The sequence below is a fragment of the Variovorax sp. DAIF25 genome (assembly GCF_050711835.1).
Classification (GTDB): domain Bacteria; phylum Pseudomonadota; class Gammaproteobacteria; order Burkholderiales; family Burkholderiaceae_C; genus Variovorax.
The window spans coordinates 5,413,706-5,433,768 of the sequence record NZ_CP136636.1; the positions used below are offsets into that span (position 1 = coordinate 5,413,706).

Annotated in this window: 18 protein-coding genes; 8 read left to right on the forward strand and 10 right to left on the reverse strand. The window is 70.6% G+C overall.

The window, feature by feature from the left end; translation table 11 throughout:
• Positions 1 to 3 precede the first annotated feature (3 nt).
• Positions 4 to 501 (forward strand): methylated-DNA--[protein]-cysteine S-methyltransferase, encoded by a 498-nt coding sequence (locus tag R0232_RS25095; protein WP_093340123.1) that lies wholly within the window; start codon positions 4 to 6, stop codon positions 499 to 501.
• Between the two features lie 64 nt (positions 502 to 565).
• Complete coding sequence (locus tag R0232_RS25100; RefSeq protein ID WP_296781298.1) at positions 566 to 1,498, forward strand: DMT family transporter; 933 nt, start codon at positions 566 to 568, stop codon at positions 1,496 to 1,498.
• 7 nt (positions 1,499 to 1,505) lie between these two features.
• On the opposite strand, the gene R0232_RS25105 is transcribed toward R0232_RS25100, so the two are convergent.
• Positions 1,506 to 2,168, reverse strand: a complete 663-nt coding sequence (locus tag R0232_RS25105) for a DUF1345 domain-containing protein (protein WP_296781297.1) — start codon at positions 2,166 to 2,168, stop codon at positions 1,506 to 1,508.
• A gap of 190 nt (positions 2,169 to 2,358) precedes the next feature.
• Here R0232_RS25105 and R0232_RS25110 point away from each other — a divergent pair, with 190 nt between their 5' ends.
• From R0232_RS25110 to R0232_RS25120, 3 genes are all read left to right on the forward strand, one after another.
• A complete protein-coding gene (locus tag R0232_RS25110; protein WP_431509809.1) occupies positions 2,359 to 3,099 on the forward strand; it encodes a c-type cytochrome in 741 nt (246 codons plus the stop codon).
• Positions 3,100 to 3,109: 10 nt separating this feature from the next.
• On the forward strand, positions 3,110 to 4,402 hold the full coding sequence (locus tag R0232_RS25115; protein ID WP_431509810.1) for a c-type cytochrome: 1,293 nt from the start codon (positions 3,110 to 3,112) through the stop codon (positions 4,400 to 4,402).
• Between the two features lie 261 nt (positions 4,403 to 4,663).
• On the forward strand, positions 4,664 to 5,494 hold the full coding sequence (locus R0232_RS25120) for a hypothetical protein (RefSeq protein WP_431509811.1): 831 nt from the start codon (positions 4,664 to 4,666) through the stop codon (positions 5,492 to 5,494).
• A gap of 42 nt (positions 5,495 to 5,536) precedes the next feature.
• Here the strand turns inward: R0232_RS25120 and R0232_RS25125 are convergent, their stop codons facing one another.
• Genes R0232_RS25125 through R0232_RS25135 form a run of 3 tightly spaced genes read right to left on the reverse strand, consistent with a single transcriptional unit; the run spans position 5,537 to position 9,091 of the window.
• On the reverse strand, positions 5,537 to 7,090 hold the full coding sequence (locus tag R0232_RS25125; RefSeq protein WP_431509812.1) for an AMP-binding protein: 1,554 nt from the start codon (positions 7,088 to 7,090) through the stop codon (positions 5,537 to 5,539).
• A 5-nt stretch (positions 7,091 to 7,095) separates the two neighbouring features.
• Positions 7,096 to 8,232 (reverse strand): DUF5938 domain-containing protein, encoded by a 1,137-nt coding sequence (locus R0232_RS25130; protein WP_431509813.1) that lies wholly within the window; start codon positions 8,230 to 8,232, stop codon positions 7,096 to 7,098.
• A 55-nt stretch (positions 8,233 to 8,287) separates the two neighbouring features.
• The gene (locus R0232_RS25135) at positions 8,288 to 9,091 is read right to left on the reverse strand and encodes an SDR family NAD(P)-dependent oxidoreductase (RefSeq protein WP_093340144.1); all 804 of its coding nucleotides are present in this window, start codon (positions 9,089 to 9,091) and stop codon (positions 8,288 to 8,290) included.
• A gap of 213 nt (positions 9,092 to 9,304) precedes the next feature.
• Here R0232_RS25135 and R0232_RS25140 point away from each other — a divergent pair, with 213 nt between their 5' ends.
• Positions 9,305 to 9,988, forward strand: a complete 684-nt coding sequence (locus R0232_RS25140; RefSeq protein WP_093340146.1) for a TetR/AcrR family transcriptional regulator — start codon at positions 9,305 to 9,307, stop codon at positions 9,986 to 9,988.
• A gap of 1 nt (position 9,989) precedes the next feature.
• Here R0232_RS25140 and R0232_RS25145 read toward each other — a convergent pair whose 3' ends face one another.
• The 4 genes from R0232_RS25145 to R0232_RS25160 form a co-directional block, all read right to left on the reverse strand.
• Positions 9,990 to 10,952, reverse strand: coding sequence for a LysR substrate-binding domain-containing protein (locus tag R0232_RS25145; protein ID WP_093340148.1), 963 nt, complete (start codon positions 10,950 to 10,952; stop codon positions 9,990 to 9,992).
• Between the two features lie 92 nt (positions 10,953 to 11,044).
• On the reverse strand, positions 11,045 to 12,670 hold the full coding sequence (locus R0232_RS25150; protein WP_431509814.1) for a tannase/feruloyl esterase family alpha/beta hydrolase: 1,626 nt from the start codon (positions 12,668 to 12,670) through the stop codon (positions 11,045 to 11,047).
• Between the two features lie 35 nt (positions 12,671 to 12,705).
• Positions 12,706 to 14,121, reverse strand: coding sequence for an FAD-binding oxidoreductase (locus R0232_RS25155; RefSeq protein ID WP_431509815.1), 1,416 nt, complete (start codon positions 14,119 to 14,121; stop codon positions 12,706 to 12,708).
• Between the two features lie 73 nt (positions 14,122 to 14,194).
• Positions 14,195 to 15,511, reverse strand: coding sequence for an MFS transporter (locus R0232_RS25160; RefSeq protein ID WP_431509816.1), 1,317 nt, complete (start codon positions 15,509 to 15,511; stop codon positions 14,195 to 14,197).
• A gap of 209 nt (positions 15,512 to 15,720) precedes the next feature.
• Between R0232_RS25160 and R0232_RS25165 the strand changes: the two genes are divergently transcribed.
• Positions 15,721 to 16,677, forward strand: coding sequence for a TIGR03571 family LLM class oxidoreductase (locus R0232_RS25165; RefSeq protein ID WP_431509817.1), 957 nt, complete (start codon positions 15,721 to 15,723; stop codon positions 16,675 to 16,677).
• Between the two features lie 3 nt (positions 16,678 to 16,680).
• On the opposite strand, the gene R0232_RS25170 is transcribed toward R0232_RS25165, so the two are convergent.
• The gene (locus R0232_RS25170; RefSeq protein ID WP_431509818.1) at positions 16,681 to 17,922 is read right to left on the reverse strand and encodes a glutamate carboxypeptidase; all 1,242 of its coding nucleotides are present in this window, start codon (positions 17,920 to 17,922) and stop codon (positions 16,681 to 16,683) included.
• Between the two features lie 113 nt (positions 17,923 to 18,035).
• Positions 18,036 to 18,899, reverse strand: a complete 864-nt coding sequence (locus R0232_RS25175; protein WP_431509819.1) for an IclR family transcriptional regulator — start codon at positions 18,897 to 18,899, stop codon at positions 18,036 to 18,038.
• Positions 18,900 to 19,070: 171 nt separating this feature from the next.
• Here R0232_RS25175 and R0232_RS25180 point away from each other — a divergent pair, with 171 nt between their 5' ends.
• Positions 19,071 to 20,060 (forward strand): Bug family tripartite tricarboxylate transporter substrate binding protein, encoded by a 990-nt coding sequence (locus R0232_RS25180; RefSeq protein ID WP_208514135.1) that lies wholly within the window; start codon positions 19,071 to 19,073, stop codon positions 20,058 to 20,060.
• Positions 20,061 to 20,063: the final 3 nt, after the last annotated feature.

A 20,063-nucleotide genomic window follows, 5' to 3' on the forward strand; every position in this document is an offset into this window, starting at 1 on the left:
GCCATGAAGTTCAAGAAGACCGTCATCTACACCTCGCACTACGACAGCCCGCTCGGCGGCATCACCATGGCCGCCACCGACGCCGGCCTGGCCGGTGTCTGGTTCGACCAGCAGCGCCACTGGCCCGACACCACGGGCTGGCAGACGCGCGACGACCACCCGGTGTTCGTCGAAACGGCCGCACAGCTGCGCGACTATTTCGCCGGCAAGCGCGACCGCTTCGAGCTGCCGCTCGACCTGTCGCACGGCACCGCGTTCCAGCAGAGCGTGTGGCAGGCGCTGCTCGCGATCCCCGCGGGCGCCACCACCAGCTACGGCGCGCTGAGCGCGAACGTCGGCAACCCGGCCGCGGTGCGCGCGGTGGGTGCGGCCGTGGGCCGCAACCCGATCAGCGTGATCGTGCCCTGCCACCGCGTGCTCGGCGCCAACGGCTCGCTGACCGGCTATGCCGGCGGGCTCGAGCGCAAGAGCGCGCTGCTCGAGCTCGAAGGCGTGCGTTAGGCTCGCGGGTCGGGAACGCCTGGCCCACGGCCAGGCGCAAGAGAACACACAACGACAACACCGCATGACCACCTCCACCACCACTGCCGCCGGCGCACCCAAGCCCAAGGGCTGGCTCGTCGACCTCGTGCTGCTCGGCGCGCTCTGGGGCGCCTCCTTCCTGTTCATGCGCATCGGCGCCGCCGAGTTCGGCGCGCTGCCGACCGCGGCGGTGCGCGTGAGCATCGCCGCGCTGTTCCTGCTGCCGATCGCGCTGCTGCGCGGCCAGGGCCCCGCGCTCGCGCGCCACTGGAAGCCCAGCTTCTCGGTCGGCGTCTTCAACTCGGGCCTGCCCTTCGCGCTGTTCAGCTTCGCGGTGCTCAGCATCAACAGCAGCCTCGCCGCCGTGCTCAACGCGGCCACGCCGATGTTCGGCGCGCTGGTGGCCTGGGCCTGGTTCCGCGAGCGGCCCGACGGCTCGCGGCTGGTCGGCCTGGTGATCGGCTTCATCGGCGTCGCCATGCTCGCCAGCGGCGGCGCCGGCCTGCACACCGGCGCCAGCAACCTCGCGGCGCTGTGGGCCATGCTGGCCTGCCTCGCGGCCTGCCTGTGCTACGGCATCTCGGCCAGCGCCACGCGGCGCTTCCTCACCGGCGTGCCGCCGCTCGCCACTGCCACCGGCAGCCAGATCGGCGCTTCGCTGTTCCTCGCCGTGCCCGCGATCTGGCTCTGGCCCGCGCAGATGCCCGGTGCGCGCGCCTGGCTCGCGCTGCTCGCGCTCGGCATCGCCTGCACCGGCGTGGCCTACATCCTGTTCTTCCGGCTGATCGAGCGCGCCGGCCCTGCGCGCGCCTTGACCGTGACCTTCCTGGTGCCGGTGTTCGCGGCCTTCTACGGCGCCGTGTTCCTCGGCGAGACCATCACGCAGTGGATGCTGACCTGCGCCGTGGTGATCGTCTGCGGCGTGGCGCTGTCGACCGGCCTCGTGAAGCTCTGGCCCCGCCCCGCCAAGGCCTGAGCCGAAATCAGATCGCGCCGGCCACCACGTTGACCGACAGCGCGAGCACCAGCATGTTGAAGGCGAAGGCCAGCACGCTGTGGATCAGCGTGATGCGCCGCATCTCGCGCGAGGTGGCCTGCACGTCCGACACCTGCGAGGTCATGCCGATCACGTAGGCGTAGTAGAGGAAGTCGAAGTAGTCGGGGTCCTGCTTGCCCGGGAAGTCCAAGCCGCCCGCGTCGGGCCCACGGTGCTTCTCGTCGTTGTAGTAGCGGTGCGCGTAGTGGAAGGCGTAGATGGAATGCATCATCAGCCACGAGCCCGCGAGCGCCACCAGCCCGAGCCCGATGTGGACCGCGCGCTCGATGCCGCTCAACTGCTTGACCTGCTGCAGCAGCATCGCGATCGCCACCACGCTCGCGCCCACCACCACCAGCATCGACACCAGGATCATCAGGTTCGGCTGGTCGAGCGACTGCGCGCGTTCGCGCGTGCGCTTGGCGTCGAAGGTGTCGGCCAGCCACCAGGTCAGCACCTGGTAGACCAGCACGGCCGCGCACCAGCCGGCCAGGCCGCGCGCCATCAGGCCCAGTGGCCAGGGGATCGCCGCGATGGCGACGCCGACGATGCCGCCATACAGCAGGCGCTGCGGACCGGTGGTGGTGGACAGGGGGTGGAGCGTGGACATGGGACGCAGCTTAGCGCCGTGGCTACGGCGCTGCGCGGTGCGGCGCGCCCGATGGGACTTTTTGTCCCAGCGTACGCCGCGGCGTGCGCGCGCTGGTATGGTCACGACGTCCCCGGGGCACCGCGCCGGGCCCGACGACGTTTTCCCACGAAGCAACGACGTGCGGCCGATGCAGCCGCGCCCTTCCGCCATGAGACACGTGCGACTTCCTTCGCGACCACTGCACCACGGGCTGCGCGCCACGCTGGCGGCGCTGGCCGTTGCGACCTTCGGCCTGCAGCCCGCGCGCGCGGCCGAACCGGCCGGCGTCCCCGACACCATCGAGCAGCGCGTGGCCGCCTGCATCGCCTGCCATGGCCGCCAGGGCTCGACCGGCAACGCGGCCTTCTTCCCGCGGCTGGCCGGGAAGCCCGCGGGCTACCTGTTCAACCAGCTGCGCAGCTTCCGCGACGGCCGGCGCTCCAACACCGACATGAACTACATGGTGCGCCACATGTCCGACGCCTACCTGCAGGAGATCGCGGACTACTTCGCCGGCCTCGACCTGCCCTATGCCGCGGTCTCGCCGACCAGCGATGCGCCGCCCGCCCAGCTCGCGCGCGGCCGCCAGCTCGCGCTCGAGGGCGACGCCACGCGCAACATCCCGGCCTGCGTGCATTGCCACGGCGCCGCACTCACTGGCGTGCAGCCCGCGATCCCGGGCCTGCTGGGGCTGCCGCGCCTGTACGTCTCCTCGCAGCTCGGCGCCTGGCTCACCAACGAGCGCCATGCGCTCGCGCCCGACTGCATGGCCGAGATCGGACGGCGCATGACCACCGCCGACATCAACGCCGTCGCGAGCTGGCTCGCGGTGCAGCCGATGCCCGCCAACCCCAAGCCGGTGTCCGCGCCGGCCGCGCCGCTGCCGATGGCCTGCGGCGGCATGCAGTGAGGCCGCGACGATGACCGCGCTCAAACGCCTGTTCTGGACCCTGCTCGTGCTCGTGCTGCTGCTGGCCGCCGTGGCCGGCGGCGTGGTCGCGCTCAACCTGCGCGGCGAAGCCGCCATTCCCGAGCAGGCCGAGGCCTTCGAGGCCACGCCGCAGCGCATCGAGCGCGGCCGCTACCTCGCGCTGGCCGGCAACTGCGCGGGCTGCCACACCACGCGCGGCGGCCAGGCCTACGCGGGCGGCCTGCCGATCGAGACGCCCTTCGGCACCATCCACTCGACCAACCTCACGCCCGATGCCCAGCACGGCATCGGCGGCTGGAGCAGCGCGCACTTCTGGCGCGCGATGCACAACGGCCGCTCGAAGGACGGCCGGCTGCTCTACCCCGCCTTCCCGTATCCGAGCTTCACGCGCGTCACGCGCGAGGACTCCGACGCGATCTACGCCTACCTGCGCAGCCTGCCGGCCGCCGACACGCCGAACCGGCCGCACCGCCTGCGCTTCCCCTACGACACGCAGGCCGCCCTCGGCGTCTGGCGCGCCCTCTTCTTCACGCCGCAGACCTTCGTCGCCGACGCGGGCAAGCCGGCCGAATGGAACCGCGGCGCCTACCTGGTCGACGGCCTGGGCCACTGCATCGCCTGCCACGGCAGCCGCAATGCCTTCGGCGCCACCGAGACGCAGCGCGGCCTCTCGGGCGGCCTGATCGCGGTGCAGAACTGGTATGCGCCCTCGCTGGCCGATCCGCGCGAGGCCGGCGTGTCCGGCTGGCCCGCCACCGAGGTGGTGGCGCTGCTGAAGAACGGCAGCGCGCCGCGCGGCTCGGTGATGGGCCCGATGGCCGACGTGGTGTTCGAGAGCACGCAGCATCTGTCCGAGGCCGATCTGTCGGCGATGGCCGCCTACCTCAAGGACCTGCCGGCCGTCGCGCAGGAGGCCGCAGACGCCAAGCCCGCGCGCCCCTCCACCTACCGGCGCGATGCCGGCGAGATGGCGCGCGGCAACCGCATCTACGACCAGCGCTGCGCCTACTGCCATGGCGACCAGGGCCAGGGCGCGCCGGGCGCCTACCCGCCGCTCGCGGGCAGCCGCGCCGTCAACATGGCACGACCCGTCAACCTGATCCAGGTCGTGAGCCATGGCGGCTTCCTGCCGACTACCGCGGGCAATCCGCGCCCCTACGGCATGCCGCCCTTCGGAGAGACGCTCGACGGCACCGACCTCGCGGCCGTGCTGACCTACATCCGCGGCTCGTGGGGCAACGACAGCGCGCCGGTCACGCAGCTCGACATCGCGCGGCGCTGAGGCGCGAACCGCGTCGCGCCCTAGGCTGGCGCGCGGCACATCGCCGTCGGCTGAAGGCGAACGCGGGCATGGCGAATCTCCTACAGGCGCTGACGGCTTCGACGCATACGCGCGGGGAGCCGCACCTAATAACTTGGGGGTCAACAACAGGGAGCAGCGCCCCGGAACCCCGAGCGACACCGCAGGCCGACCGGCCTCGCGGCGTAGCGAACGCAGGTCCGAGGGTTTCAGTTTTTGCCTCTTCTTCGAAGGACCTTCTTCATGCCCTTGCTCCGTTCGCGCGCCCGCGGCCACGCCACCCTCGTCGCCGCCCTGGCCGGCGGCGGCCTGCTCGCAGCCGCCACGCCCGCCCTCGCCGACCCGTCGCCGGCGCTCGACCGCTTCAGCCTTTCCGTCGGCGCCTATGCCGCCGATCCCAAGTTCGACGCCTCGGTGGGCACGCCCTACGGCTCGCTGCGCACCGGCGACATCAAGCCCGGTCGCGTGACCATGCCGCGCATCACGGCCGACGTGCTGCTCGGCGACACGCAGGGCCTCTCGTTCGACTACTTCCGCTACAAGCGCGACTATTCCGGCGGCCTCTCGGGCGGCACCTCTCTCGGCGGGCTCGGCACCATCGCGGCCTTCGGCAATGCCAACGTCGACACGCAGGTCGATTTCGCCAAGCTCTCGTACAAGTGGTGGATCGGCTCGGGCAACACGGTGCTGGGCCTCGGTGCCGGCGCGGCCTACTACCGCATCAAGCTCGGCGTGAGCGCGCTCGCGGGCGTCAACGGCCAGTTCGGCACGCTCAACGAGAGCTCGAGCCGCGATGCGATCGCACCGCTGCTCGAGATCGGCGTGCGTCATGCGATCACGCCCGACCTGCGGCTGTTCGCCGACGCCTCGGGCGTGTGGAAGAACGGCGGCAGCTCGCACGGCAACATCTACAACGCCGCGGCCGGCGTGGAGTGGTTCCCGGTCAAGAACGTGGGCCTGGTGCTGGCCTACAACGTGACCAACATCGACATCACGCGCGACAGCGGCACGGCCGACGCGCGGCTGAAGATTCGCCTGCAGGGGCCGACGGCCTCGCTCAAGGCGCGCTTCTGATCGCGGGGAGATCGGCAGCGCAGTGCCGCCGATCTCCCGCCTCTATTCGCCCGGCTCGCGCGTCGAGGCCGCGAGCAGGATGGTGCGCACGTCCTTCTTGAGCACCTTGCCGACCTTCGAGCGCGGCAGGTCGCTCCACACCTCGACCTGCTTGGGCGCTTTCACGCTGCCGATGCGCGCCTTGACGAAGGCCTTGATCGCCTCGGCGTCGATGCTGCGGCCCGCCTGCGGCTGCAGCACCGCCACGACGCGCTCGCCCCACTTCTCGTCGGGCAGGCCGATCACCGCGCTGTCCTGCACGTCGGGGTGCTGCATCAACGCCTGCTCGACCTCGGCCGAATAGACGTTGAAGCCGCCCGAGATGATCATGTCCTTGGCGCGGTCGACGATGTAGAGGAAGCCGTCGTCGTCGAGCCGGCCGATGTCGCCCGTGTGGTGCCAGCCGAAGCGCGAGGCCTCCTGCGTGGCCTTCGGGTCCTTGTAGTAGCCCTGCATCACGAGCGAGCCGCGCACCACGATCTCGCCGCTCTCGCCCGTGGGCAGCAGCTCGCCCTCGGCGTTCATCACGCCCACCTGCACCAGCGGCCCGGGCCGTCCCGCCGAGGCGAGGCGGTGCTTCGCCACCGAGCCGTCGGCATTGAAGTGCTCGCGCGGCGACATCATCGAGATCATCATCGGCGCCTCGGTCTGGCCGAAGAGCTGCGCCATCACCGGGCCGATCTTCGTGAGCGCCTCCTCGAGCCGCGCGGCCGACATCGGCGCCGCGCCGTACCAGAAGCACTGCAGCGAATCGCGCTTCGTCGCCGCGAGTTCCGGATGCTGCAGCAGCATGTAGATCAGCGTCGGCGGCAGGAAGGCGTGGGTGATGCGGTGGCGCTCGATCAGCGCGAGGAACTCGCCGAGGTCGGGCTTGGGCATGATGACCACGCGCCCGCCGAGCGCCATCACCGGCAGGCACAGCACGCCGGCCGCGTGCGTGAGCGGCGCGAGCGCGAGGTAGGCGGGCCGGCCCTCGAAGGGATAGCCCATCAGCGTGAGCGCCGACATCGCCTCGAGGTTGCGCCCCGTGAGCATCACGCCCTTGGGCTGGCCCGTGGTGCCGCCGGTGCCCGCGATCATCGCCACGTCGTCGGGCGGCGCGATGTCGAGCGGCGCGTCGTCCAGGCCCTCGAGCCAGTCGTCCATCGAAGGCGCGAAGGGTTGCCGCGCATCGAGGCAGACCAGCGCACGCAGCTTGGGCAGCTGCGAACGCATCTGCTCGACCATGGGCGCGTAGTTGCCGTGGAACACCAGGCAGGCGCAGTCGAAGGCATCGAGCACGAAGGCGTTCTCGCTCGCTTCGTTGCGCGGGTTGATCGGGCACCACACGCCGCCCGCGCGCGAGATGCCGAACACCGTCGCGAAGGCCATCGCATCGTTGCTCGAGAGCACGGCCACCTTGTCGCCGGGCTGCAGGCCGGCGCGCTGCAGGCCGCGCGCCACGCGCCAGCTGATGCGCTGCACCTGGGCATAGCTGAGGTCGGTCTCGCCCAGGGTCAGGCAGGGCGCATCGGCGCCCAGCTGGGCGCCCTTGTCGAGGTAGTCGACGAGACGCATCGGGGTCAGCCCATGCGCGTGAGCACGGGTTCCTGCACCAGGCCGAAGCCGCGCAGCGCGCCCAGCAGCTCGCGATGCCCGAAGGCCTGGCAGCCCGAGGCGAAGCCGGCGCGGCGCGGCGGCTGCTGCAGCAGCGAGGCCGCCGCATAGGCCTGCAGCAGGCCGGTCTGCTTGTAGTTGCAGTTGCCGAAGATCACGCAGTGCACGCGGCCCAGCGGACCGGAGGCATGCACCGAATCGACCGACTTGTTGATGCGCGGGTTCTCGCGCGGCGGCATGGTGTTCATCACGCTCGAAGCCGTCTGCGCCAGCGCCGCGTAGCGGTCCTCCTCGTTCATGCCCTCGGTGGCCTTGAGCGCGGCCGCCACGATCTGCGGCACGCCCATCATCAGCGGCTTGTTGAAGACGCCGCCGAGCACCTTGACGTTGGCCACGCGCGGATCGCGCTTGAACCACACGGGGTGCGAGGTGCCGCCCCAGGGCAGCGCCAGCGCGGCCTCGTGCTGGCCCGGGATCGACAGGTGGTAGAGACCGGCATCGGGCTGCCACTCGACGTACTCGTTCTGCTCGAGGTAGTAGGCCTTCGACGTCGCTGCATTGACCAGGATGGTCTGCGTCGACGCGATGGTCGGGCTGCCGCCCCAGAACACGGCGATGTCGAGCGTGTCGAGCCCGGGCGTCTCGAGGCACAGCTGCGCCGCGATCTCGCCCGTGGTGTACATGTGGGCCAGGCCCGGCGACAGCAGCAGCCCCGCGGCGGCGAACTTGGCGCCCCATTGCTGGTCGAGCGTGATCAGCCAGTCCTGCTCACCCGTGGTGTCGGTGTAGTGGCAGCCGGCGTTGAGGCAGGCCTCGACCACCTCGGGGCCGAACTTGGCGAACGGCCCCACCGTGTTGAGCACCACCGAGGCGCCGGTGAAGAGCTCGGTGAGCGCCTCCACCGAATGCGCCACCTCCACCACCTCGTAGCGCGCGGTCTCGATGCCGGGCACGTTCGATTTCATCGCGGCGTCGAGCTTCTCCTTGCTGCGGCCCGCGGCGATGAACGGGATGTTGTACTCGCGCAGGTACTCGCAGACCAGCCGCCCGGTGTAGCCCGAGGCGCCGTACACGATGACCGGCTTCTTGTTCTTGCTGCTCATGTCGTCTCTCCTTTTTCTTGCCTGATGTGTGACTTGTTCTGTTCGCGCATGGCCTTCACATGCCCATGCCGCCGTCCACCGCGAGGCCGGCGCCGGTGATGAACCGGGCCGCGTCGGAGCAGAGGAAGACCACCACGTCGGCCATGTCGCCGACCTCGCCGAGCCGGCCCAGCGGCGTCTGGCCGATCACGTCGCCGACGGCCGCCTCCACGCTGGGCGCGAGGCCCGCGGCGACGATGTCGTTCGCGAGCTTCATGCCCATGTCGGTGGGCACCAGCCCCGGGTAGATGCAGTTGACGCGCACGCCGTAGCCCAGCTTGCCGGACTCCATCGCGGCCACGCGGGTCGCGCGGTCGACAGCCGACTTGGTGGCCGAGTAGCCCGCGATGGCGGGAAAGGCGATGGTCGCGGCGACCGAGGCGATGTTGACCACCGCGCCGCCCGCGCCCGCGGCGCCGCCGGGGCGCATCGCGCGGAACGCGTGTTTCATGCCCAGCAGGGTGCCGGTCACGTTCACGTCGAGCATGCGGCGCAGGTCCTCGGCCTGCACGTCGACCACCAGCGAGGTGATCTCGATGCCCGCGTTGTTGACCACGATGTCGAGCCCGCCGAGCTCCTTCACCGTGGTCTCGACGGCGGCGGCCCAGGCCGCATCGTCGGTGACGTCGAGCGGCACGAAGCCCGCCTTCGCCCCGCCGGACGAGAGGCGCTGGGCGGTCGCCCGCCCCACGTCGGCGAGCACGTCGCCGATCATCACCGCCGCGCCGGCCTCGGTCAGCGCCTGCGCAATGCTGGCGCCGATACCGCGCGCGCCACCCGTCACGAGCGCCTTGCGCCCCTTCAGATCGAACTGTCCCATCGCTTGTCTCCTGTGGTCTGGTTGTGAGATGGAGCGGCCATCCTAGAAATCGTCTTGACGAGTGTCAAGATTTTCTTTGACGACCGTCCAGATTTTTTAGAATGGTGCCCGGAACAGGCTGGAACGCCGTTTCGCACGGGCGTGCCATGCGTGCTATGGTTTGCAGATCAACGGACAACGAGAGCGGCTCGCGCATCGCGCGGCGCGGTGGAAATGACGACACGACAGCAGGAACAACCGTCGACGGCCCGGGTGCCGAAGGCCAGGGTCGACAAGTTCGAGGAGCGGCGCGCCGAGCTCGGCGAGGCCGCGCTGACCACGCTCGCCACGCTCGGCTACGCACGCACCAGCCTGCGCGAGATCGCGCAGAACACCGAGTTCTCGCACGGCGTGCTGCACTACTACTTCACCGACAAGGTCGACCTGATCGTCTGCAGCGTGAAGCAGTACAAGGCGCGCTGCGTCAAGCGCTACGACCACGCGGTCGACAGCGCCACCAGCTTCGACGAACTGACGGAAGGCTTCCTGCAGAGCCTGGCCGACACGCTGCGCGACGAGGGCCACATGCACCGCCTCTGGTACGACCTGCGCTCGCAGGCGCTGTTCGAGGCCGCCTTCCGCGACGACGTGACCGAGATCGACAAGAGCCTCGAGGCGATGATCTGGCGCATCATGGTCCGCTTCGAGGAGCTCGCGGGTGTGCCCACGGGCCTGCCGCCCGCCGCGGCCTATTCGCTGTTCGACGGCCTGTTCCAGCAGGCGCTGCTGCGCCACCTGTCGGGCGAGGCCGATGCGGCCGAGCGCATGAAGGACGACGTGCGCGCGGCGATCCTGCGTCTCTTCCCGAGGCCTGCCGAGCTCCGCAAGCCGGCCGCCGCGCGCAAGCGTCGCGCCTGACTCAGGCCTTCGTCTTCTTCGCGGCCTGCACGGCCCGCGCGCCGGCCCATTCGCCCGACGCGCACAGGCCCTGCATCACCTCGGCGATCAGCGCGCAGATCGCGCGCTTGGCATTGCCGGTCGGCAGGTGCACCGACACGCACAGCCCCAGCGTGCGAAACATCGCGCCGGAGGCGATGCGGTGCGCCGCGAGTCGGCCTTCGCTGACTTCGCGCTGTGCGAGTCCCAGCGGCATGATGGTCGGCCCCAGCCCCGCCTCGACCGCGGCCTTGAGCGTGTAGACCGAATTGATCTCGGCCGCCACGCGCGCGGCCGGCTGGCCCGCGGCCTCGAGCACCGCGTCGACCAGCCAGCGCGTGCAGTGCCCGTGCGCATTGGCGGGCCACACCAGCGGCCGCGCGGTCGCCTGTTCGATGCTCACCTCGCCCTCGGGCAGCGCATGCGGGCTCTGCGGCGATTCGAGGAATACGAAGTCCTCCTCCACCAGCGGCGTGAAGGCCACGTCCTCGGCGGGCATGGTCGGCGAGAACACGGCCACGTCGACGCGGCCGCGCGTGAGCTGGTCGGCCATGTTGCCCGTGAGCTCCTCGTTGAGGTGCAGCACCACGTCGGGATAGCGGCGCGCGGCCGCGCGCATCAGCGGCAGCGCGATCATCGGCGACACGCTCTGCGGCAAGGCCGCCACCACCGAACCCACCACCGAGTCGGCCGCCACGTGCACCGCGGCGCGTGCATCGCTGACCTGCTTGGTGATGCCCTGCGCGTATTCGTAGAACACCTTGCCGGCCTCGGTCATCGCCACGCCGTTGCGGCTGCGCAGCAGCAGCTGGGTGTCGAGCTCGGCCTCGAGTTCGGCCATCTGTTTGCTCAGCGCCGACTGCGCCACGTAGAGCTGCTGCGCGGCGCGCGAGAGGCTGCCGCAGTCGACGATGGCAACGAAATACTTGAACTGGCGCAGTTCCATCGGCGGGGGGTCTCCGGCCATTCGCCACAGGGTTGCGGGAACGGCCGGCCATTCTAGGCCGCGCGTTCGCGGCCTATGGGGCGGACAAGGCTTCAATTCACGCAGTCGAAGCTCTTCGCATCCTTCGTGTCGCCCGCGCCCTTGTAGCGCGGGTACGCGGGGTATTTGCACATCGGCCGCGCGAGCGCGGTGGCGCCCGTGGCCGCGTCGAGCTTGCGCTGCACCAGGCCTTGCGCCGACGCGGGCACGCCCTGCTCGACCCAGGTCGCCATCGCCTTCAGCAGGTCGACCTTGTCGGCGCCCGGCCCGCCCGCGCAGTGGCCCACGCCCGGCGCGAGGAACAGCTCCACGGTCTGGGCGGCCTTGGGCTGCCCCAGCTTGCCAACCACCTGGTCGTAGTAGCGCGAGGTGTCGCGCGCGCTCACCGAGGTGTCGTTGGTGCCGTTCCACAGGATCAGCTTCGCGCCGCGCGCATGCAGCCGCTCCAGGTCGGGGTCGGCCGCGCTGAACAGGCCGCCGACCACGCCCATGCGCGCGAGCCACTGATCGGGGTTCCAGGCCAGCGTGTCGAAGGCCGGGTCCTGCGTGATGAACGAGCGCACGAAGCCGTCCGAGAACATGCCCTGGATCGAGTTGCCGCCGAGCGCCGCCTGCGGCCAGATGTAAGAGCCCCAGCCATCGGCCGTGTTCTCGAGGCCGAAGTTGTAGCCCGGGTGCGACCAGGCGCCGTCGGCGGTGGCGACCGGCGAGGTGATGGTCTTCACCGTGGCGATCTGCGCGTCCGACAGGCAGGCATCGCCGGTGTCGGCGCCACCCGCGCAGCGCAGCGGCGCGGGGTCGTAGTTGCAGGCCGCGGGCTTCGAGACGATGCCGTCGGCCACGCCGTCGAGCGCATCGCACTGCGCGAGCACCGCGTTGGCCAGCAGGGTCTGCTTGGCCGGGTTCAGCGTGTTGGCCGGCACGCGCACCTGCTTCGAGATGCGGTTGAACTGCACGAACAGGCCCATGATATTGCCGGCCGGGGCGCGCGCCACGATGCCGTCGAAGTCCTCGGGGAAGCGCTGCGCGAGCATCAGCGCATCGTGGCCGCCCATCGAGCAGCCCTCGAAGTAGCTGCGCGCGGGGCCGCTGCCGAAGAAGGCCGCGATCAGTTCCTTGCCCGGCGGCAGCGCGCGGTGCTCCGATTGCTGCGTGAAGTCGAGCAGCTTCTCGGGATCGGCCGCGAAGCGCGCCGCGAAGTAGCCGGCGTCGCGCACGCCGGGGTAGTCGTAGCCGCCGTTGGTGCCGATCGTGGCGTAGCGCTCGCTGAAGATCGAGGCGCTGAACTGCGGATCGGCCGCACTCGGCAGCGCGCCGTCGAAGCCACCACCGCCGATGAAGGCCAGCTTGCCGTTCCAGCCCGAGGTCGGCAGCCGCGCCTCGAAGCGCAGGCTCGAACCCTGGAAGCTCGCGGTGAGCACGCAGTACTCGGGCTGCACGCCGGTGGCGGCCACCACCTTCGCATCGTCGACGCGCACCGCGCCTTCGGCGACGGATCGGCCCTTGAATGCGGGGCATTTCTCGGCCAGCGACTGCGCGGGCGGCGGCGGCGCCGCCGGCGGCGCGCTCGCCGGTGGCACCAGCGGCACGAAGCCGCCGCCACTGCCCCCGCCGCCGCATCCCGCCATCAACGCTGCCGCGGCCATCGCGACCCATGTGTGCTTGTGCGAACCCTTCATCGTCTTGTCTCCTGTGTTGTCGTATTCGGGGGTACTCAGTCCGCGGCCTGGCCCACGACCTTGCCGGGATTGAAGATGTCGTGCGGATCGAGCGCGCGCTTGATCGCGCGCATCAGCCCCACCGCCTGCGCGCCGTGCTCCTCGACCAGGTACTGCATCTTGTGCAGCCCCACGCCGTGTTCGCCGGTGGAGGTGCCGCCATGGCGCAGCGCGCGCTGCACCAGCCGGTGACTGAAGGCCTCGGCGGCCGCGTTCTCGGCGGCATCGTCGGGATCGACCAGCACCAGGCAATGGAAGTTGCCGTCGCCCACATGCCCGAACACCGGCGCCAGCAGCCCGTGTTCGGCGATGTCGGCCTGGGTCTCGTCGATGCATTGCGCGAGCGCCGACAGCGGCACGCAGGCATCGGTCGTGAGGCTGCGGCTGCCGGCCTTGAGCTGCAGGCAGGCGAAGTAGGCGTGATGGCGCGGCGTCCACAGCCGCGAACGCTCTTCCTGCCGCAGCGCCCACTGGAACGCGCCGCCACCATGGCCGGCCACGATCTCGCGCACCAGCTCGGCCTGTTCGTCGATCTGCGCCTTGCTCGCGCCGAACTCGAGGAACAGCGTCGGCTGCTCGGCCAGCGTGGTGCGGCTGTGGGCATTCACGGCGCGGATCGTCAGCGCGTCCAGCATCTCGGCGCGCGCGAGCGGCACGCCGAGCTGGATCGCCTCGATCACCACATCGACCGCCGCGCGCACCGAGGGGAAATGCACCACCGCCGCCGCATGCGCCTCGGGATGCGGATGCAGGCGCACCGTGGCCTCGGTGATCAGGCCCAGCGTCCCTTCGGAACCGCAATAGAGTTGCGTGAGGTTGTAGCCGGCCGAGCTCTTGCGCGCCTGCGTCGCGGTGCGCACCACCTCGCCGTCGGCCGTCACCACCGTGAGGTTCACGAGGTTGTCGCGCATGGTGCCGTAGCGCACGGTGTTCGTGCCCGAGGCGGCGGTGGCGACCATGCCGCCGATCGAGGCGTCGGCACCGGGGTCGACCGAGAAGAAGAAGCCCGTATCCGCGAGCGCCGCGTTGAGCTGGCCGCGCGTCACGCCAGCCTCGACCGTGGCCGTCAAATCGCCGCTACGGATCGCGAGCACGCGGTTCATGCGCGAGAAGTCGATGCACACGCCGCCCTGCACCGCAAGCAGGTGGCCTTCGACCGACGAGCCCACGCCGAAGCCGATCACGGGCACGCGCTCTCGTGCGCAGGCGCGCACCACGAAGGCGACCTCGTCGGTGCTCTGCACGAACACCACCGCGTCGGGCGGTTGCGGCGCATAGGCCGATTCGTCGGTGCCGTGCTGCAGCAGCACGGCCTGGCTGGTCGACAGGCGTTCCTCGAAACGCCTTTGCAGGAGCGCGAGCAGTTCGGCCGAGGGCGAACGACGCGCAGGGGAGATCACGACCGCATCCATGGGGTGGGACTTTCTGTGGGGAACCGGGAATGAAGCGCCACGGGCGAACGCCGCGGCGCGGAAAGACGAAGGCTCAGCGGCGCGCGGCGGCCGGCTTGACCAGCAGCACCAGCACCGCGCCCACCACCAGCAGGCCCGCGAGCATGTGCAGGCCCGCGTCGGTGCTCTGCGTCGCGTCCTTGATAAGGCCGATGAGGAAGGGCGCGCTGAAGCCCGAGAGGTTGCCGAAGGAGTTGATCAGCGCGATGCCCGCGGCGGCGGCCGCACCGCCCAGGAAGGCCGTCGGCATGCCCCAGAAGATCGGCAGGGTCGACATGATGCCCATGGTGGCGAGCGTGAGCCCGGCCATCGCGAGCACCGCGTTGCCGTGGAAGGCCACGCTGAGCACCAGCCCGATCGCGCCCACGATGGCGGCCAGCGCGCTGTGCCAGCGGTACTCGAGCCGGCGGTCGGCGCTGCGCGCCATCAGGTACATCGCGACCACGCCGAAGGTCCAGGGGATCGCGCTCAAGAGGCCGATGTCGAGCGCGCCCTTCACGCCGATCGCCTTGATGATGCTCGGCAGCCAGAACGAGATGCCGTACAGGCCCGAGGTGTAGGCGAAGTACACCAGCGCCAGCAGCCAGACGCGGCCGTTGCCCAGCACCTCGAGGATGCGCGGCTCGGCCTTGCCCTGGTTCTCGGCCGCGATGTCGCGCGCGATCAGCTCGCGCTCGGCGGTACTGAGCCATTGCGCGTCCTTCACGCGGTCGTCGAGGTAGCGCCACACGACCAGGCCCAGCGCCACGGTCGGCAGGCCCTGCAGCAGGAACAGCCATTGCCAGCCGGCCCAGCCGTTGACGCCGCCCATGCCCTGCAGGATCCAGCCCGAGATCGGGCCGCCGAGGATGCCCGCGAACGGGATCGCCGCGAGGAACAGCGAAGTCGCCTTGCTGCGCCGCGCGGCCGGGTACCAGTAGGTCAGGTACAGGATGATCCCGGGGAAGAAGCCCGCCTCTGCCGCGCCCAGCAGGAAGCGGATCACGTAGAAGGACATCGGCGAGCTCACGAACATGGTGCCGGCCGACAGCAGGCCCCAGGTGATCATGATCCGCGCGATCCAGCGGCGCGCGCCCACGCGGTGCAGCACCACGTTGCTCGGCACCTCGAACAGGAAGTAGCCGATGAAGAAGATGCCCGCGCCCAGGCCGTACACCGCCTCGCTGAACTGCAGATCGCCCTGCATCTGCAGCTTGGCGAAGCCGACGTTGACGCGGTCGAGGTAGGCCACGATGTAGCAGACGAAGAGCAGCGGGATGAGCCGCCAGCCGACCTTGCGGTAGACGGCATCGGCGCCGCCGTCCTCTTGCGCCGCCGCTGCCCGGGGCCGTGTGATCGCGCTCGTGTTCATGGAATGGGTGTCTCGCTGTGCTTGTGATTCGGTGCGCCGATGGTCGCGGCGGCACGCGAAGGCACCGCAGCGGGTTTACGCGCAAGATTCATATGGATTGAAGATCGGCGCATCTCCGATCGAGATGCTTGGCGCGGCGGCCTTGTCCCCACGCGACGCCGGCCGCGATGCGCGTGCGATCATTTCCTTCGCCCCACCTCCTGCCGCCCATGCCCTCCTTCAACCGCGCCTACCAGCAAACCCTCCAGGCCGGCCGACTCACGCTCGGCCTCATGACACCGATCGCGCGCCCCGACGAGGCGATGGCCGACCTCGCCGTCGAGCGCGATCTCGCGCAGCGTGCCGACGCACTGGGCTTCGCGGCGCTGTGGACGCGCGACGTGCCGGTGCTCGCGCCGCAGGGCGAACGGATGATGCCGACGGCCCCGCTCGACGAGCCCTTCCTCTGGCTCGCCACGCTGGCCGCGGCCACGCAGCGCATCGCGCTCGGCACGGCCGCCGCGGTGCTGCCGCTGCGCCATCCGCTGCACCTGGCCAAGGCCGCGCTGTCGCTGAACCGGCTGTCGGGCGAGCGCTTCATCCTCGGGCTCGGCTCGGGCGACCGTGAAGCCGAGTTCGCGATCTTCGGCGAGGACATCGCGCAGCGCGCCGAGACCTTCCGCGAGCGCTGGACGCTGGTGCGCTCCGCCCTCTCGCCGCTGGCTGCCGAACGCGCCGTGCTGCGCGAGGCCGCGGCGGGCCACGAGCTGATGGCGGCGCCGGCCGAACGCATCGGCATGGTGGTGGTGGGGTCGGCGCGGCAGTCGCTGCAGTGGACCGCGGCCCATGCCGACGGCTGGGCCACCTATCACCGCGACGAGGCGCGCCAGCAGGGCCGCATCGGCCTGTGGCAGACCGCGCTGCGCGAGCGCGCGGGCGGCGAGGCCAAGCCCTTCATCCAGTCGCTGCAGCTCGAATTGCTCGAGCGCGCCGATGCGCCGGCCGAGCCGATCGAGCTGGGCCTGCGCACCGGGCGCGACGCGCTGGTGGCCTACCTCGACCGGCTCGAAGATGCGGGCGTGGCCCACGTGCTGATGAACATCGCGCGTGGACCGCGCGACGCGCGCGAGATCGTGGAAGAACTCGGGCGCGAAGTGCTGCCGCGCCTCCAGAGCGCGGCCGCCTGAAGCTCAGTTCGCGCTCAACGCCATCAGCATCCGCGACAGCAGGTACAGCCGCGGCACGATGCTCTCGACCTCGGCGTACTCCTCGGGCGTGTGGATGCCGCCGCCCACGATGCCGAAGCCGTCGAGCACCGGCACGCCGACGCCGGCCACCAGGCTCGCATCGGCGGCGCCACCGCTGCTCTCGATGGTGAGCTTCTTGCCGATCTCGGCGTAGATGCCCTCGGCGGTCGCCACCAGCTTGTCGGAGGCGGGCGAACGCGGCATCGGCGGCAGGCCGCGGATCAGGCGCACCTTGACCTCGGTGTCGGGGATCAGCTTGTTCTGCGAGATGCGCTGCAGGTCCTTCTCGACGCGATCGAGCTCCTCGGGCGTGGCGGCGCGCACATCGCCGCGCGCGCTGGCGGTGGCGGGGATCACGTTGGTCGGGCCGTTGGCGGTCAGCACCGTGAAGTTGACGGTGGTCTTCTTCGCGGCATCGGCGGTCTTCGACAGCTGCAGCACCTGGTGCGCCACTTCCATCGCGGCATTGCGGCCGGCCTCGGGCGCCACGCCCGCGTGCGCGGCCAGGCCCTTGACCTCGATCAGCGCGGTGGCCGAGCCCTTGCGCTCCACCACCAGGCCGTCGGCCGGGCGGCCCGGCTCGAGGTTCAGCGCCACGTCGTGCTGCTTCGCCACGCGCTCGATCAGCGCGCTGGTGCCGACCGAGCCGGTCTCCTCGTTGGTGTCGATCAGGAAGGTGAGCTGGCCGTAGTCCTTGAAGCCCAGCTGCTGCAGGATCTTCAGCGCCTGCAGGCCCGCGACCACGCCGCCCTTGTTGTCCATCACGCCCGGGCCGTAGGCGCGGCCGTCCTTCACGTAGAAGGGCTTGGCGGCGGCGGTGCCGTCCTTGAACACGGTGTCGATGTGGGCCAGGATCAGGATCTTCTTCTTGCCCGTGCCGGCGAAGGTCGCGACCACGTTGCTGCCCGGATGCGGCTCGGCCGGGAAGGTCTCGATGCGCGCGCCGAGCTGGCGCAGTTCGTCCACCACCAGCGTGCGGACCTTCTCCAGGCCCTCGGTATTGGTCGAGCCCGAGTCGATGTTGACCAGGCGCTCGAGCAGCTTGAGCGATTCCTCCTTCTTCTGCGTGGCGGCATCGAGCACGGCCTGGTTCGGCTGCTGCGCCGAGGCGGCGCCCGCGAACGCGAGCGCGCAGGCCAGCGCGATGGCCGGGGTGCGAAGGGAGGGGAAGGCAAAAGTCTTCATGTCTTGTTGTCCGTTCTTTGTCGATGGCTGGTGGCTCCGCGAGGAGGCGCGGCACTCCCTCGCACCGCGCGGGCGCAGCCTATCGCCGGGATCGCGCGCGGGTCAAGCGCGGCTCAGCATTCCTTCGCCGCGACATGGCCCAGCACCTCGCTGGTGGCCGCCGCCTCGCGCAGCACGGCGGTCGCGATCTCGCCATCGGCCGAGGGATCGAAGCCGCCGCTCGCGCCCAGCGCGGTGATGACGGCGCACACGCGCCCCGTGAAGTCGTAGACCGGTGCCGCCACCGCGCTGATGCCGCGCAGGTAGGTGTCGCGCACCACCGCGCAGCGCAGCGCGCGCACCTCGGCGCGCAGGGCCTCGATCGGCTGCTTCGCGTCGAGCTGCGCGCGCATCTCGCGCGGCGCCGCGGCGAGCTCCTGCTCGGCCAGCTCGCGCACGCGGCGCTCGTTGAGCAGGCCGAGGAAGGCGCGGCCCGTGGCCGACCACAGCATCGACATCACCGAGCCCGCGCGCACGTTGACCGTGACCGGCAGGCCCGGCTCCTCGAAGCGCATCACGGTCGGGCCCTTGTTGCCCATGACGGCGACGAAGCAGGTGACCTCGAGCCCTTCGCGCAGCCGCACCAGCGCGGGCTCGGCCGCGCGCACCGGGTCGGACTGGCGCATCGCGGCCAGCCCGATGTTGATGGCCTCGGGGCCGAGCCGGTAGCGCTGCGAATCGACGTCCTGCGCCACCAGCCCTTCCTGCACCAGGCTCGCGAGGTAGCGGTGCACCTTGGCCGGGCTCTCGCCCACGTGCGCCGCGAGGCCCGACAGGCCCGCGTTGCCGCCCATGCGCGCCAGGCCCTTGAGCACCGCCATGCCGGTCTCGGCCGACTGCACGCGCTGGCGCCGCTCGCGCGGCGCGGGCGTGGCGGACGACCTTGCGACTGCGGCCTTCGGCTTGGCGGGGGCGCTTTTCTTCGGGGTGGAAGCCATGTGCTGATCGTCTCGTTCTCGAAAAAAGTGGCGGGCACCCGATGGTAAGTACGGTGGCACCAGGGCTTGCCTCGCGATTTACGCTATGCGTACAATCATTACGCAAAACTCGCCGTCGCGGATTTTGACCCCGGATTGCGCTTCCCAGAACCCTAGAAACCAGGAGACACGATGAAGAAGTTCCTGGCCGGCTGCCTGCTGGCCCTCCCCGCGCTCGCCGTCACGAGCACCGCCTTCGCCCAGGCCGCCGCTCAACCCACCGCATATCCCGCCAAGCCCATCCGCTGGCTCGTGCCCTATGCCGCCGGCGGTGGTTCCGACTTCCTCGCGCGCACCATCGGCCAGACGCTGTCGACGCAGGCCGGCCAGCCGGTGCTGGTGGACAACAAGCCCGGCGGCAACACCGCCATCGCGGCCGCGGAAACCGCGCGCTCGGCGGCCGACGGCTACACCGTGCTGTCGGCCGACAACGGCACCATGGTGTTCAACCCCTCGCTCTACAAGTCGCTGTCGTACAGCCCCACCAAGGACCTCGCGCCGGTCACGCTGATGGGCCGCTTCCCGATGATCCTGGTGGTCAATCCGGCCAGCGGCATCGCCGACGCCAAGACCTTCATCGCCCAGGCCAAGGCCAAGCCCGGCAGCTTCTCGTACGCCTCGGCCGGCGCGGGCAGCCCGCACCACCTGGCGATGGAACTGCTCAAGACCGAAGCCGGCCTGTTCATGGTGCACGTGCCCTACCGCGGCGCGGCACCGGCCCTCACCGACGTGGCCGGCGGCCAGGTGCAGGCCATGATGGTCGACCTCGCCGCGGGCGCGGGCTTCATCAAGGGCGGCAAGGTCAAGGCCATCGCCGTGGCCAACGCCACGCGGCTGCCGCAGCTGCCCGACGTGCCCACCTTCGCCGAGCTCGGCCACAAGGGCGTGGAAGCCGCCGCGCTGGTCGGCATGGTGGTGCCCGCCGCCACGCCGCCCGAGGTGGTGAACGCCCTCAACAAGCGCGTGGTCGCGGCCATCAACGAACCCACGGTGCGCAAGCGCCTCGAGGACTTCGGCGTCGAGCCCGTGGGCAACACGCCCGCGCAGTTCGGCGAACTGCTGCGCAGCGAGACCGTGCGCTGGCAGAAGCTGATCCGCGACCTGAAGATCACCCTGGACTGACGC

Coding starts and splice junctions, on each gene's coding strand:
- R0232_RS25105 (WP_296781297.1), bottom strand. CDS start 2,168: ATGTCCACGCTCCACCCCCTGTCCACCACCACCGGTCCGCAGCGCCTG.
- R0232_RS25125 (WP_431509812.1), bottom strand. CDS start 7,090: ATGCGTCTCGTCGACTACCTCGACAAGGGCGCCCAGCTGGGCGCCGAT.
- R0232_RS25170 (WP_431509818.1), bottom strand. CDS start 17,922: ATGAAGACTTTTGCCTTCCCCTCCCTTCGCACCCCGGCCATCGCGCTG.
- R0232_RS25110 (WP_431509809.1), top strand. CDS start 2,359: ATGAGACACGTGCGACTTCCTTCGCGACCACTGCACCACGGGCTGCGC.
- R0232_RS25135 (WP_093340144.1), bottom strand. CDS start 9,091: ATGGGACAGTTCGATCTGAAGGGGCGCAAGGCGCTCGTGACGGGTGGC.
- R0232_RS25100 (WP_296781298.1), top strand. CDS start 566: ATGACCACCTCCACCACCACTGCCGCCGGCGCACCCAAGCCCAAGGGC.
- R0232_RS25160 (WP_431509816.1), bottom strand. CDS start 15,511: ATGAACACGAGCGCGATCACACGGCCCCGGGCAGCGGCGGCGCAAGAG.
- R0232_RS25095 (WP_093340123.1), top strand. CDS start 4: ATGAAGTTCAAGAAGACCGTCATCTACACCTCGCACTACGACAGCCCG.
- R0232_RS25150 (WP_431509814.1), bottom strand. CDS start 12,670: ATGAAGGGTTCGCACAAGCACACATGGGTCGCGATGGCCGCGGCAGCG.
- R0232_RS25155 (WP_431509815.1), bottom strand. CDS start 14,121: ATGGATGCGGTCGTGATCTCCCCTGCGCGTCGTTCGCCCTCGGCCGAA.
- R0232_RS25120 (WP_431509811.1), top strand. CDS start 4,664: ATGCCCTTGCTCCGTTCGCGCGCCCGCGGCCACGCCACCCTCGTCGCC.
- R0232_RS25140 (WP_093340146.1), top strand. CDS start 9,305: ATGACGACACGACAGCAGGAACAACCGTCGACGGCCCGGGTGCCGAAG.
- R0232_RS25115 (WP_431509810.1), top strand. CDS start 3,110: ATGACCGCGCTCAAACGCCTGTTCTGGACCCTGCTCGTGCTCGTGCTG.
- R0232_RS25145 (WP_093340148.1), bottom strand. CDS start 10,952: ATGGAACTGCGCCAGTTCAAGTATTTCGTTGCCATCGTCGACTGCGGC.
- R0232_RS25175 (WP_431509819.1), bottom strand. CDS start 18,899: ATGGCTTCCACCCCGAAGAAAAGCGCCCCCGCCAAGCCGAAGGCCGCA.
- R0232_RS25165 (WP_431509817.1), top strand. CDS start 15,721: ATGCCCTCCTTCAACCGCGCCTACCAGCAAACCCTCCAGGCCGGCCGA.
- R0232_RS25180 (WP_208514135.1), top strand. CDS start 19,071: ATGAAGAAGTTCCTGGCCGGCTGCCTGCTGGCCCTCCCCGCGCTCGCC.
- R0232_RS25130 (WP_431509813.1), bottom strand. CDS start 8,232: ATGAGCAGCAAGAACAAGAAGCCGGTCATCGTGTACGGCGCCTCGGGC.